Annotated in this window: 13 protein-coding genes; all 13 read right to left on the minus strand. The window is 43.0% G+C overall.

Annotated features, from left to right (window positions below):
• Positions 1-118: 118 nt before the first annotated feature.
• Entirely contained in the window at positions 119-625 is a 507-nt protein-coding gene (locus tag BMZ78_RS08780; protein WP_093229629.1) for a (2Fe-2S)-binding protein, read from the minus strand.
• Complete coding sequence (locus BMZ78_RS08785) at positions 626-1564, minus strand: FAD binding domain-containing protein (protein ID WP_175482375.1); 939 nt, start codon at positions 1562-1564, stop codon at positions 626-628.
• Between the two features lie 16 nt (positions 1565-1580).
• Entirely contained in the window at positions 1581-1973 is a 393-nt protein-coding gene (locus tag BMZ78_RS08790) for a VOC family protein (protein WP_093229632.1), read from the minus strand.
• Positions 1974-1986: 13 nt separating this feature from the next.
• On the minus strand, positions 1987-2775 hold the full coding sequence (locus BMZ78_RS08795) for an N-acyl homoserine lactonase family protein (protein WP_093229633.1): 789 nt from the start codon (positions 2773-2775) through the stop codon (positions 1987-1989).
• A complete protein-coding gene (locus tag BMZ78_RS08800) occupies positions 2762-5161 on the minus strand; it encodes a xanthine dehydrogenase family protein molybdopterin-binding subunit (RefSeq protein WP_093229634.1) in 2400 nt (799 codons plus the stop codon). Before BMZ78_RS08800 ends, BMZ78_RS08795 begins: the two co-directional genes overlap by 14 nt.
• A 76-nt stretch (positions 5162-5237) precedes the next feature.
• Entirely contained in the window at positions 5238-6365 is a 1128-nt protein-coding gene (locus BMZ78_RS08805) for an XdhC family protein (protein WP_093229636.1), read from the minus strand.
• A 171-nt stretch (positions 6366-6536) separates the two neighbouring features.
• Positions 6537-7646 (minus strand): acyl-CoA dehydrogenase family protein, encoded by a 1110-nt coding sequence (locus BMZ78_RS08810; protein ID WP_093229638.1) that lies wholly within the window; start codon positions 7644-7646, stop codon positions 6537-6539.
• A 314-nt stretch (positions 7647-7960) separates the two neighbouring features.
• Positions 7961-8419 carry an SRPBCC family protein gene (locus BMZ78_RS08815; protein ID WP_093229639.1) on the minus strand — a complete coding sequence of 153 codons (459 nt, stop codon included), beginning with the start codon at positions 8417-8419 and terminating at the stop codon, positions 7961-7963.
• 146 nt (positions 8420-8565) lie between these two features.
• Complete coding sequence (locus tag BMZ78_RS08820) at positions 8566-10932, minus strand: xanthine dehydrogenase family protein molybdopterin-binding subunit (RefSeq protein WP_093229641.1); 2367 nt, start codon at positions 10930-10932, stop codon at positions 8566-8568.
• Between the two features lie 40 nt (positions 10933-10972).
• Entirely contained in the window at positions 10973-11521 is a 549-nt protein-coding gene (locus BMZ78_RS08825) for a (2Fe-2S)-binding protein (protein ID WP_093229642.1), read from the minus strand.
• Complete coding sequence (locus BMZ78_RS08830; protein WP_093229644.1) at positions 11521-12414, minus strand: FAD binding domain-containing protein; 894 nt, start codon at positions 12412-12414, stop codon at positions 11521-11523. The genes BMZ78_RS08825 and BMZ78_RS08830 overlap by 1 nt, the downstream gene beginning before the upstream one ends.
• A gap of 190 nt (positions 12415-12604) precedes the next feature.
• Positions 12605-13063, minus strand: coding sequence for a cupin domain-containing protein (locus tag BMZ78_RS08835; protein WP_093229645.1), 459 nt, complete (start codon positions 13061-13063; stop codon positions 12605-12607).
• A gap of 296 nt (positions 13064-13359) precedes the next feature.
• The gene (locus tag BMZ78_RS08840) at positions 13360-14127 is read right to left on the minus strand and encodes an IclR family transcriptional regulator (protein WP_093229647.1); all 768 of its coding nucleotides are present in this window, start codon (positions 14125-14127) and stop codon (positions 13360-13362) included.
• Between the last annotated feature and the right edge of the window lie 308 nt (positions 14128-14435).

Raw genomic sequence — 14435 nt, forward strand, 5'->3', positions numbered from 1 at the left:
GAAATGAGTCCATATCGGAAAAAGATAAAAAATTGTCAATATATGACCGCTGGAGTTCATACTCATGCAATATTTGTTTCTGTAATTCAAGGGGTTCTTTTGATGTATTGCCTTTGTCTTACTTGGTATTCGATACGGCGGTGGCCTGCATTTTTTCTGCAACGGCTTTTACAGATTTGATAATTCCCTGGTAACCAGTACACCTGCACAAATTACCGGACAGCGCCTCACGTATTTCCTCGTCAGTGGGATTAGGATTTTCGGAAAGGAAAGCATACGCCGAAATGACAAATCCGGGAGTACAAAAACCACATTGTAAACCATGGTTCTCCCAGAAGGCTTGTTGAATAGGATGAAGTTGCTCCGGAGAACCTATTCCTTCAATCGTTGTAACGGAACGGCCATCGGCCTGTACGGCTAAGGTAAGGCAGGATCTGATTGCCTGACCGTCAATCAATATGGTACAGGCACCGCAGACTCCCTGCTCACAACCGACGTGTGTTCCGGTCAGTCCCAATTCACGACGAAGAAAGTCTGATAGCAGTGTTCGAACGTTAACTTCCCGCTCGTATTTAACTCCGTTAACAGTGACCGAAATCTTTTTTCTTACACCAGCTTCTGCCATTTAAATGCCCCCTTTTATACGCTGAAACGCGATATTCAGTGCTCGACAACTTAAAGCACTTGATACTTGTTTCCTGTAAGTAGCGCTACTGAGTTCCGATACACGGCGACTTGTGATTCCTGAAAATTGTTTTACAAAGACAGCTTCTGAATCAGCATGCGGATCCGGATCCACTTCCGCTTCGATTGCTTTTGCCAGGTCAGCAAGAACATCTTGGGTTAATTTTTGACCATATAAACGGGAAACTGCTTTTACCTTATAAGGAACGCCTTTACTACTCACGTTGCCTAACGCAATATGTGCCTCCTTGACAGTATCATCAGGATTTAACCTTAGAGTTGCCGCTGTTGAAACAATAGGGATATGCCCATGGCGTCGTGTTACTTCCAAGAATGCGTACCCTGTTTCTTTAGAAAGAGCCGGAAATCGCACTTCAGTTACCATTTCAGCAGGCTTCAAATCCGTTTTAAAATGGCCTATAAAGAATTTTTCTGCCGGTATTATACGCTCACCATCTGGACCAACCGCCACAATCTCCGCATCAAGCAATCGAGTCACCACCCCGTACTCGGCCCCTGGGGCATTGTGTGAAAGGCTTCCACCAATTGTTCCACGATTGCGAATCTGGAAATGTGCGATATGTTTCACTGCTTCTTGCAATAGTGGACAGATTTTTTGTACCAATTCCGAACGCTCAACGGTTCGATGGCGAGTAAGCGCTCCAATAGCCAGGCCGTTCGCCGTTTCTCGGATATAATCCAATTCCTTAATTCCATTAATGTCCACAAGAAAAGCAGGACGAGTTTGTCGAAGGTTCATTTCTTGCATCAGGCTTTGACCGCCAGCAATGATTCGACTGTTAGGCCCGTACCTCTGTAGTGCTGTAACTGCCTCACTGACACTGTTAACCGCTAAATATTCAAACGGAGCGGGTTTCATCCAGCAACCTCCTAACCTAATCATTTTCCGATCTTGTTAATGCATCTAATGAATCATCTCCGGAATAACTTACGAAGACAATTCGGAAAGATCCAATTCTTGTAACCATATGCTCCATAGCTCCAACCCGAAATCTTGAAAGCACCTCTCCACCCATTTCCGAAACGGCAGCTGGTACCTCATTGATGTCTTCTACACGAAGGTGGAAACTGCGAAGTTTGTCATATTCAGAATCCTGTTCTTGAATCAGCTCGATTCCAAGAGAGGAAAATGCCAACTTAACAGATGAACTTCCTATTTTCAAATCTTTTCGTTGGAACCTGGTGCCTAACAGTTTAGAGAAAAGTTCAACGGATTCGTCCATATCTTTCACTTCCAGCGCAACACGCTCTATTCCCTTTACTCTCATAGCAACCTCCGCCTCAAAGACCATCAGCATATTTTTTTACAACATTGTAATCATGACAGGGAAGCACAATGTCTGCTTCCTTTTTAATTCGAATCATGGCCCGATAGGTGGCTTCCAAATCGTAAAACAACCCAGGTGGAATCCCCTGATTAATGTTCAGTTCAACATTTCGAGCGATATCGCCAAGTATAACTGCCGTGCCGGATTCGGTTTTTACGTACACAGCCTGACTCCCAGGGGTATGAGTGTTAGCAAACAATACACACTTGACACCCGGAGCAATTTCAGTATCACCTTCAATAAGATCGACCTGTGGCCAGAGAGGATCCACCAAATCTGCGATATCCTTTCGGTCATAGAATAGGGCTCCACCTCCGAACTCCAGACGTGGAGAAACCATCGGGGCAGCTGCTGCCTGCATTTCCGAGTGTTGAATAACAAACCTTGCATTTGGCAGTTGTGTGCACCCTCCGGCATGATCGTAATGCAAGTGCGTGAGTATAACTGTTTTTATTTCATCCAAGGCAAGACCATGATTACCAAGTTGTTGCTTTAAGGTCCACTCCGGTTTCGTCCTGTGAGGGCCAAGACCATGCACTTTCATGCAACGTTCAGCGTCACGAAATCCGGTGTCAACAAGGATGGGTTCAGTGTGATGATTTAATGGAACCAACAACCAAGCCAAAATTGGAACAGTAACCAGTGATTTATCCTTGCTTAGAGACCAAAAAACGTCCAAAACCTGTGGAACCTCAGCTTCTCCAACTACAAGAGGATACACTCTCCATTTATGATCTGCCATGATTAACCTCCCCCTTGTTGATCCACTCCAGTATCCTCTCTGGGGTAAGGGGCAAATCCTTCACTCTTACTCCGAACGGTTCTAGGGCATCTTCGACCGCATTTGCTACGGCTGCCGGAGAAGGAATTGCTCCGCCTTCACCCATTCCTTTCGTCCCCAGTGGTGTGAAAGGTGACGGACATTCGATATGGTGGATCTCGATGTCTGATACTTCCATCGCCGTTGGGCATAAATAGGATTGAAAATCGGCATTCACCATGAAACCGTTACGATCATAAGCAAGATCTTCAAGCAAAACCCCGCCTATTCCATGAGCGATGCCTCCCGCTATTTGACCATCGGCTATCATCGGATTGATGATGGTGCCGGAATCGTGAGAGACTATAAATTTATTGATTTTTACCTGTCCTGTTTCAACATCTACCTCTACGACAGCAACAAACACACCCGTTGGATGGGTAGTATACAAATTCACCCTGCCATGCTCGTCGGGTACCCACTTGACTACCTCACTGGTCCAGGTATACGTACACTCCAAATTACAGTCAACGCCCTTGGGGACGGTTCCGTATGGACCTGGCCACAAATAAACCTTGTTTCCCAATTCTTTCAAACTGATGGATGCTTCGTGAGAAGATACTCCCTTTACCCGAACATGACCATTTACCATTTCCAGGTCTTGAGGATCCGCTCCGAGCAGATGGCCAGCTATTTTCAAGATTTTGTCTTTAAGCTTTTTTGCTGCCTCGTAAACGGCTGATACAGTATAGGTGGCACCCCGAGAAGAAAATGGTCCCAGACCGTATGGAGTAACATCGGTATCTCCATATACCAGTCGAATGTCATCAATGTCCACGTCCATTACACTTGCAACGATTTGCGGAAGCGTGGTTTCCACACCTTGTCCAATGTTTTGGTGGCTGGTTAATATTTGAAAACCACCCTCTGGAGTCATGCGCACAGTAGCAGGCTGATATCCATTAAAGACTCCATTGAATACGGCAGCCCCCGAAGGCTCAAGCATAGCGGCCATACCAACACCTATATATCTACCTTGCTTTCGCCACTCTTGCTGTTTCTTTTTCAAATCGTGGTAATCAACCTTTTCCAATGCGATATCCATCAGACGTTGGAAGTCCCCGCTATCGTAAATAGGTCCCGAAATTTGTTCGTACGGATACTCGTCTTTGCCTATAAAATTACGACGTCTTATTTCTACCGGAGAAATCCCCAGTTTTTGAGCCATGATATCCATCATGCGTTCTACAGGGTAATTCGCAATGTCCTTCCCGTATCCACGATGAGCTCCGTACGGTCCCTTGTTCGTTACTACTCCCAGGACCTCTGCTTCATAAGCAGGGATTTTATAGGGGCCTGGAAAATAAGCAGCCGCAACCAGCAATGCAGGGGTCCCAGGGCCTTGACAGGTCCCATCGACACCGATATTACCGATCAATTTTGCTTTGAGACCCAGAATTCGGTAGTCCTTATCCAAACCTACTTTTAATGTGCAAGAATAGTCGCGGGAATGCATTCCGGATAACAAATTTTCCACCCTATCTTCTGTCCACTTGACAGGTCTTCCCAGAATCCGTGACATAACGCAGGGGATGATTTCGGCATTTGCCTGGAGTTTCGTTCCATAACCTCCACCTACATCCGGAGCGATTACGCGAATATTGTGTTCTGGCATTCGCAGTGTTTGGGCGATCAAAGTTCGTACCTGAGACGGAGATTGCGTCGAACACGTTACTGTCAAATGTTTGGTAGCCGGGTTATAGTCAGCAATGCAAACGCGTGATTCCATAGGAGTTCCTGTGTATCGGTTATGCGTTATCGTCTCCTCAAACACATAGGTGGCTTTGGCAAAAGCATCATCTATATCGCCAATTGTGGTTTTCCATTCCAACTGAATGTTGTGACCCCATTCTTCGTAAAGCAGAGCCTTCGGTTCAAGAGCATCTTCCACACTGACAACAACCGGCAAAGGATCGTACTCCACCTCAATTAAATCTACGGCATCTTCAGCTACATAACGGTCAACCGCTGCAACGACAGCCACAGGTTCTCCAACATAACGCACCTTTTTATAAGCAATGGCATAAATCTCAGGGACGTTATTGGAAATATTGATCGTTGTTGCCAATGGACCATAGTAGTCAAGAGCCTCTTCACCAGTTACAACAGCAACAACTCCATCCAACTGTTTCGCTTTTGTTGTATCAATATTGAGAATACGAGCATGTGCATGAGGACTCCGTAATATGGCTAAATGAAGTGTACCCGGTTTCTCTATATCATCGGTGTACTGGCCTAGTCCCGTTAAAAATCTCGGATCCTCTTTACGTTTGACGCTTGCTCCCAATCCTTTTTTCGTCATTATCATTCGTCCTTTCGCCTCCCCTTAAGGTGATTTTTTGTTGCTTAACACTCACCATTTTGCATTTAATACTGACATCCATTTATGTTGGATCATGTATTTTTAACCGTCCATGTAAAAAACCTCCAGAACAGTTATTTCTAATGGCAAGAATTTCTGCCAGGATACTAATGGCCACCTCTTCGGAAGATTCCGCACCGATGTCAAGTCCTACCGGATTATATACATGGACGAACTGGTCAACATTTTCCAGCAATTTCATGCAGCGGGAACGGGGGCCAAGAACACCTATATAAGGAGTATTGAAGTTTAGCGCAAAGGAAAGACAAGCCCGGTCTCGTTCAAGATGATGGTTCATGATCACCACATACGTTCGAGAACCAATGTGGACACGTTCTTGCAACGAGCCTGAATCTGCCAAAATAATGTTAGCCCTAGGAAAACGTTCATGTGTCGCATATGCCGGTCGTGGGTCAACTACAGTGGTTTTAAAACCCAATTGGAGCGAAAAGCTGGACAAAGGGATTGCATCGTGACCGGCACCAAAAATGATGAGTTCAGTAGGAGAAACATTCACGTCCAGAAAAATATCGATAGACTCTCCACTCGAAAGGCGAACCGAACAAGTCTCCGATTTCGGATTTAGACTTTTGAATTTTTCTCTGGCTAATTCCAGGACCTTGCGATTCAATTCATCGTGATCAAGACTCCCGATCGGATCCCCATGTTCAGGTATAAAAAGGCGACTACCCAGGGAAATATGAAGTTCAGATGGAGCTTTCAAAATGGTGCTTAATACGCCCATCTGTTCCTGTTTCAGACATGTTATCCAAGCATCTAATGGACTTGAAATACTTTTCGTACCCTGGTCATTTTCAGTTATTTCCGCAAATGTAAGGGGTTCGATGTAAACCTCAACAGTTCCGGGACAACCAAGTCCGAGCCCCCACACCAAGTCTTCATCCAAAACGTATTGCTTTAGAACGGGCCGACCCTCTTCCATAGCCTGCTGAGCTACCTCGGTGACATCCTGTTCCAGACAACCACCGGAAATGACTCCCAAAGTATTCTTGTTTTTATCCACAAGCATTTTGGCCCCTTCCCGTCGATAAGCGGACCCCGTAACACGTACCACCGTCGCTAAGGCAATCTGGGTACCTGATCTTCTTGCATCTTCTATTGCGTCAGCGATCACTTTGTTGCCTACCACAATATTTCACCTCCGAAAAATGCGTTTCAGTTAGGGACAAATTCTCGACATCCATATATAGGTAAGAAATCCTCCTCTTCCAATGTCCACCGCATGCGTTTGTTAATGGAATCACGGCAACCATATCGAAATATCTCCCCAAATTACCCATACACATTCAAATATCATGGCTTATTTTAATTTTTCAGTCCCCAGCGTGAACAGGCACTTCTGGGTATTTGGAGGCAAAATACGAGTAGCATATGAATTATTTCTTAAATAAATAAATTTATTTTTGGACATAATTCCGTCAATGCCTAAATAATGAATAGCGCCTTCAGTTACATCTTGTATCAACATATCTGAAGCTGCTTTCGCACGTCTTAAACAAACACCTGAATCGATACCTGAGTGGGGACGAGAATTGATTGATTCGTTCAGTAACAATTCAGTGCTACGTAGCAGTACATCCATTCGACCTAACCATCTCAATACCTCAGCATTTTTACTGGCGTAAAGTTGTCTTTCTTTTTCGGTAAATAATTCTATACCTAAATCGGCCATACCGATGTTGATCGCACATATTCCGAGTGTGAGGATGTCTGGATTCGATAAACGAGTAATCTCACCTGGTTGTCCAACCAATTCTGCTGGAGTTAATTCATAGTGATTAAAACGTACACTATAAGTGGAAGAAGAAACCATGGAATCCAAACCGTTCGATTTTATCACTTCAACTGTAGGATTCTTTCCGTTAGCGATACAAACTTGTACAGAATCCATTGATGGACTGGTCACTTCAGTTTGTGCAAACACTAGATAATAATCAGCCAAGCCTGCAAGGGTACAAAAATCCTTTTGACCATTTAGTATCATTGAAGATTTAATTTGGGAGATTCGAGTAGAAAAATTATATCTGTAATCTCTTCCATACTCAGATCGTGCAAGCGCAAAAATTTTTCCTTCGTCTAGCCATGTCTTTAAACGATGCTGGAGAGTTTCGTTTCCCAGTTCATTGACAATTTTCACGGCAAAATTATGAACATGGACTGCCAAGGCCAGTGCTCCATCTCCATAAGCCAATAATCGTATAAGGTTCATGTATTGCTTAAGATCAAGTCCTAAACCTCCGAAACGGGATTCAATCAATAAACGGTGAAACCCAACTTTGACGAGATGTGGCCAAATATTTAAAAGAACATGTTCATGATGTGCCTCATGGTCAACATGAGCTCGAATAACATGGGTCAGGTCTTTTGCGATATCAAACAAGTCTCTGTATAACATGTTTGGTTGTATCACTTTTCCCCCTCCTTCCACATTAGCCTTATGCAAACAAAACCTAGTGGTTCTGTATGCCTCCCGGCTTCAAGACCCGAGTTATATTTGGAAACCGGGAGACAATGAACCGGATATTTTACTTGCAAATGTTGTGGAAATTGGTGGCTATAGCTCTTCAAGCTGGCAGTTGTTTGGTGGTCATGAACAAGTCGGTACTTGTTCGGAGTTTCTGCCAGTGATTAAAGAGTCAAACCTCCACTTTGTCACCAAAGCCAATCTAACAAGGTGTTATTTTTGCGATCGGAGGGGCTGTATAATGAAACACAAGAAAAATATTAATTACCGACATTTTCAGCTTTACTGGCTTCTTTCCTGATCGCCTTAAAAAATTGTCCCATTAAGAAACTTGCAACACCTGAAATCATTCGCTGCCCGATTCCCGCCACAACTCCTCCAATAGTCGCCTCACCTTCGCAATCCACTTTTGTTTGATTTTCAGAAATTTGTTCGAGTTTTATCAACACATCCGCTTGCACAAATCCCAATGGCCCCTGACCCTCCATAATCAATCGAAAATGCTCACCGATCACCGCGTCAACCAGTTTTACGGTTCCTTTATAGCGTCCTTTGACCGTCGGTAATCCCATCTCCAGATCAGCATCGTAAATATTATCTTCAATTAAATGTAATGATTTCAGTCCTGGCACGGTTCGTTCCAAAACATCAGGATTTGTAAGCAATTGAAAAACCGTAGTTGAATTCGTGGGAATCTCATAGGTACCGCTAATTTTCATCTAAACAGCTCTCCTTTTAAATCATTTTGAATTCTTTACGACAGGCTTGAGGGATATCCGTTCAGTTCTCTAAATTTAATCAAAAGTTCATTTAAGCAAACTCTATTTCAGAATGATGATTCCCGGGAGGTAACTCCCGAGAATCATCATTTATCTTCGTTTAAAGCACGCCAAATGGATTCTGGTGTTAATGGTAAATTGAGAAGCTTGAATCCTGGACGATCAATGGCATCGGTAATAGCACTCGCTAAGGTAGCCGGAACTGGTCCCGGAACTCCTTCTCCCTTTCCTTTTGTACCCAGAGGTGTATAAGGAGTGGGAACGTTGTACTCAATCACTTCGATATCAGGAACATCGGCTGCTGATGGCATGTGATACTCCATTAATGTTGTGCATAAAGGCTGACCTGCTTCATCGTAGATATATTTTTCATACCGTGTGTTCCCGATCCCCATGACTACGCCGCCGTGAACTTGCCCACGAACTAACATGGGATTAATCGGAACCCCGCAATCATCCACCACGACATAACGCAAAATCTTGTAATCTCCAGTCTTGGGATTAACTTCCACAACAGCACCATGTACACCAATGCTTAACATCGAGGCAATATTTGCTTCAAAGTACGCGGTAGCTTCCAAACCTGCTTCCATTCCTGGCGGAAGTTTTGTCGGGGCCATAATAGCTACATCGGCAATATCATCGAGACTCACTCTTTTACTGTTATCCTTTTTCCAAATCACTTCTCGATTTGCAAAAATGAATTCTTCTGAATCCGATTCGATTCCTAAAAGATAGGCGGCAATCTTTTGAATTTTGGTTTTCAATTTCCGACAAGCGAGAACTGCCGCACTAACCGTATAAGACGCTCCACGATTTCCGAGTGTGCCAGAAGCGAAAGGAGTAGCGAAAGTGTCACCGTAACTGATATATATATCGTCAATATTCACCCCAAGTTCATCAGCCACTGCTTGGGCAATCGTCGTCTCATGGCCTTGACCTTGAGGAGAGTCTCCTTCAAGAACTTGAACCATGCCATGGGTATCAATTTTGACAGTGGCAGACCCATACCCCGGTTGATTTTCCATGGCTACAAAGACTTGTGAGCCGATACCGGACATTTCCGCACCCATAGCAAATCCGACACCAATCAACCGGCCGTTCTTTCGCGCTTCTTTTTGTTCCTGTTTCACTCGATCATAATCCAATGCCTCAAGCAATGTCTTGAAAGCCCCTACATAATCACCACTGTCATGTGTAATTCCGGTTGCTGTTACATACGGAAATTTCTTGATGATATTTTTTTCGAAAACGTCACGGGGATCCAAATTCAGTTCCCTGGCTACCAGATGTAAGGCATAATCCATTGCAAAACGAGCAGGGAATTCCCCAAACGCCCGACTGGGTGATAAACAAGGTTTGTTTGTCACCACGCATGATAGGTCGATGTGTACATTTGGAATATCGAATGCATTCGTTAAATAAGCTGCGCCTAACCAAGGCATCACAAATCCCAGATAAACACCCGTTCTTCCATCTCCAACATCGGCGATGATGCGATCTCTAAGGCCCAGGATTTTCCCATCTTTGCGTACAGCCAGTTCCAAATAATGAATTTGATCTCGTTCTTGCCCGATTGTCATCAGGCTTTCCATTCGGTTTTCAATCCATTTGACGGGTCTTTTTAATTTCATCGCCAAATAACAGATAAGCAGATCTTCACGATATATCGGAGCTTTTGTTCCAAAGGCTCCCCCTACATCTTTGGGTGCAATGACACGCACCTTGTCATGAGGTATATTCAAAATTTGTGACAAGGCCATTCGTAAAATATGTGGACGTTGGCTATTAATATAAAGGGTTAAACCCGTAAAATCATCATAAGAGGCGACTGCCCCACGCGTCTCCAATGGAGCACATCCTGTACGATGCCCATAAAATCTTTCAGACAAGATATAATCAGCTTCTCGAAAAGCCTTCTCTACATCTCCGTCACCAAGTTCCCCATGCCAAAGCACATTACTTTTCCAATCTTCATGAATCTTGGGAGAATCAGATTTGAGAGCTTCCTCGGGATCTTCAAGAACAGGTAAGGGTTCATATTCAATTTCTACTAACTGCGCCGCATCCTCTGCAATATATTTATTTTCCGCTATAATGGCAACGATGGGATCTCCTACCCATAGAACCTTGTCTATGGCCAATGGATAAACCGTTGGAATTTGCAATTCTCCCCCCAATCGTGGGATAATTGAAGGCACAAGCATCGGCTTCATCGCAGCGGCAACCTCTTCTCCGGTAACAACCGCTACCACACCGGGGTAGTTTTCTGCCTTGGTGGTATCGATATTGCGAATTCGCGCATGGGCATGAGTGCTTCGTACCAGATGAACATATGTTGTTCCGGGAAGGGTTATGTCGCCAATATATTTGCCCTTCCCTGCCAATAACCGTGGGTCTTCGCGGCGTCGGATAGCTCGTCCAACCCATTTGGTCTCAGATACCGTAGTCATACAATCATCATCTCCTTAGATAATTAGTAAATGACTAATCCTAATAGGAAAAAAGTTTGTCCCGTTCCTCTTTTGGCATAGCTGCTATACGATCAGCGGCATACTGTACCGCTTCAATAATATGTTCATAACCGGTACACCGACATATGTTTCCAACCAATGCTTCTCTAATTTCGGCAACAGAAGGATGTGGATTGACCTTTAGTAAGTTATAAACAGACATCATCATCCCTGGAGTGCAATAGCCGCATTGCAAACCATGTTTTTCCCAGAAGCCTTCCTGAATTGGATGAAGGTTATCAGGCTCTCCCAGTCCTTCTACCGTCAATATGTCAGCTCCATCGGCCTGAACAGCCAACAATAAACAGGATTTTACATTATTTCCGTTTAAAACGATGGTACAAGCTCCACATCTTCCTTCTACAGAACATCCCACGTGAGTTCCGGTTAACCCCAGTTCCTCTCGTAAAAAATCCACAAGTAACATTCGGATCGGAACTTCTCTTTTATATATTTGTCCATTGACGCGAACTTGAATGGTTTTCGTACCCTCTACACCAGGTTTTTGAACATCTTGTAATGGATGCATTAAATTTGCTCCTCCTTTGCTCTTTGTACGGCTTTCGATAAAACATCGAAGCCATATTGTTTTAAAAGAACTTTTCGGAAAGTATCAGAAGCACGCATGTCAGATTCCACGATTACTTCCTCAACCATTACATCCGTTGCTTTTTGCAAGATCTCAGAGGTGATTGTTTTACCATTGAGAAACTCTTCTGTCTCAACAGCTCTCTGAGGACGAGGATTAACTCCACCCAAGTAGATTCGCGATGATTGACAAATGCCATCCTGAAGTGTTATCCTAGCTCCGATACTGATAATTGCAAAATCTCCAAAGACCGCAGAGTACTTATAATATGCTGCTCCTGTTCCCGGTTGAGGGGAAGGAATGTCTATATGTGCCAGGATTTCATTGGGTTCGATAACCGTCATCATTAATCCAAGGAAAAATTCATCCGCAGAAAATGTACGCTCTCCGTCTTTTGACACAAGCCGTAATGTACTATCCAAAACCAAGATAGGAACCGGAAGATCAGCTGCTGGATCAGCGTGAACCAAACTTCCACCGATGGTTCCTCTATTTCTGATCTGAACATCTCCGATATATTTTGCCGCATCCGAAATAATCGGATATTTCGATAACACTAACGGATGAGAGGCTAACGTTTTATGTCTTGTCAATGCACCAATTCGAAGAACACGGTTTCCTGATTCCAGGAATTTTTCACCAAACTCCTGTAATTCAATCACTCTGTTAATATCAATGATGATTGGTGCATCCGCCATTCTCAGTTTTAATAAAGGGATCAAACTTTGACCGCCAGCTAAGATCTTCGCCTGGTTGCCGTATTGGTCTAATAAATCCAGGCACTCCTCCAAGGTTGATGGAGCAAAATATTCAGATATAGGTGCTGGATACATGATCTTTCCACCTCTTATGTTAAAAAGTTGTCCTTATGCCAATGAGATACATGATAAAGTCCTGGGAGGGACCGATTTTCCGCCAAGCAATTTGCCACTGTTTTGGGGCCGGAAAATCGCGTCCCGATCCCTCAATGCAATTTGCGAGAATGTGTAAGTTATGAAGAACTTGTTGTGTATCTTCATTTCGTTAGCTGTTCGTTTCAGTAATGTTTGTAAGCTTTTCTTTGTCAACAAAAGCAGCTCCATCGGCCTCTGCACTGGACTGCAATACCAACAGACGGCCTGTTGTACCACCAACATTGTTGAAACCTCTCAATACTCCAGGCGGAACAGTAATCACATCCAAAGGGCCCAATGTAACCCGTTCTTCTCCGTTAGGACCCCAGAAGAATTCCCACAGGCCTTCAAGCGGCATAAATATCTCTTCCACTTCATGATTATGCAAAGCCGCTTGGGGGCCGGGACCAGCTTCAATAATTCCCAAAGAAATTTCACTGTCCATTAAGACTGGTGGAATTGAGGTATCCTTCGAGGCCAATGTTCCAATATATCTGTAAGTGGCTTTTTTAAAATCCGGGAATGCATCCCAGTTTGCTTTGACATCCTGTCTGCGAATCACACGTTTATAAACGTCCTTCAAATCCATTTTTGATACCTCCATCATTTTATTTGACTGATAAATTAGAACATTATGATTATATACTTCATGGACTAGATGTCCATCTGTTTCAAACCATCATCCTGTAAACGGTTTCAGGATGTGATATGTGACTTTGATCAGCCTAGCCAATAAGGTGAGTTGTACGCGTTTTCAAAGCGCCTCCCCATCTCCAAACCATAAACAAGCCCCTTCCTCAGTCATCTCATAATATAACCCTCTAATCCTACTTCTCTTCGGTTCTTATTTCATTTTTCATCACCCTCTCCTTAAACTTAAATTATCTATTCTGAGCATCCAAGATATCGGGATGCTTTTTTAGCGATCATACAGACTTTTTCCACATATTCATCACGGTTATTGTTATATCGGTCATAAGGCACACTCACACTATAGGCAGCAACTGGTTTTTTACTCGCATCAAAAACAGGCGCTGCAATACAACAAATTCCTTTTGTAAATGCCTGTTCATCTATACTGTAACCAAGCTTCCGTATTTCATATAATTCCTTCATCAGTTCATCCAAGTTGGATGGGGTTGATTCAGTTAATTTTTCGAACTTTTTTCCTTTGAAATAGTTCTCAATCTTCGAATCAGACCAGAATGCTATGATCGCTTTAGGTAAAGCTCTTGCATGGGGGTAATCCCTGTATCCTATATATAGCGCTTTTACTTTTATCGCTTGAGGCCCTTCAATAATATTGTGAATAATCACTTCGCCATCCCGCTCTTTACCTAAATATGCGGTTTCTAGAGTAATTTCAGAAAGTTCTTCCAAACAATGATTTAACATGGTATCAGGAGCCATGGATTGTAAAAAGGCGTTGTTTAAAAAAGGAATTTGATATCCCAGTAAATAAACATCATCTTTTGTTTTATTCACATACCCGTGTTCTAACATTGTATTTATCAAATGGTAAGTTGTACTTAAGTTCAACTTTAGTAATATACTAATTTCTTTTATCATTAATCCATTTGGATGTTTCCCTAGTAGTTCTAAAATTTGAAGCGCTTTCGATACAGATTTAATTGTTGTTTTGCTTTTTTTCATACCAATCACCTATGAATAATATAGCAATTCGTATAGTTAATATCAATGAAAAAAATTTCATAATATGAAATGAACAGATTTTTTACATTTAAAAAATAACATTCCAGGCTTGTTTGGTTTACCTATTTTCTTTGATAAATAGCAATTATACTCTCACTTCATCAAAAGATTCAGGCTTAATGGCGATTTGTTGGGCCTCTCATAAATATGAACAAATGCATTTCAAGGAAAATGATCAGAAACCACAGAGTCAATAAAACTAAAGGCTTAGGCTGTCTTTTTCGTTCAACTCGGATCGTAGATATATA

The sequence above is a fragment of the Thermoflavimicrobium dichotomicum genome, from assembly GCF_900114055.1.
GTDB lineage: Bacteria > Bacillota > Bacilli > Thermoactinomycetales > Thermoactinomycetaceae > Thermoflavimicrobium > Thermoflavimicrobium dichotomicum.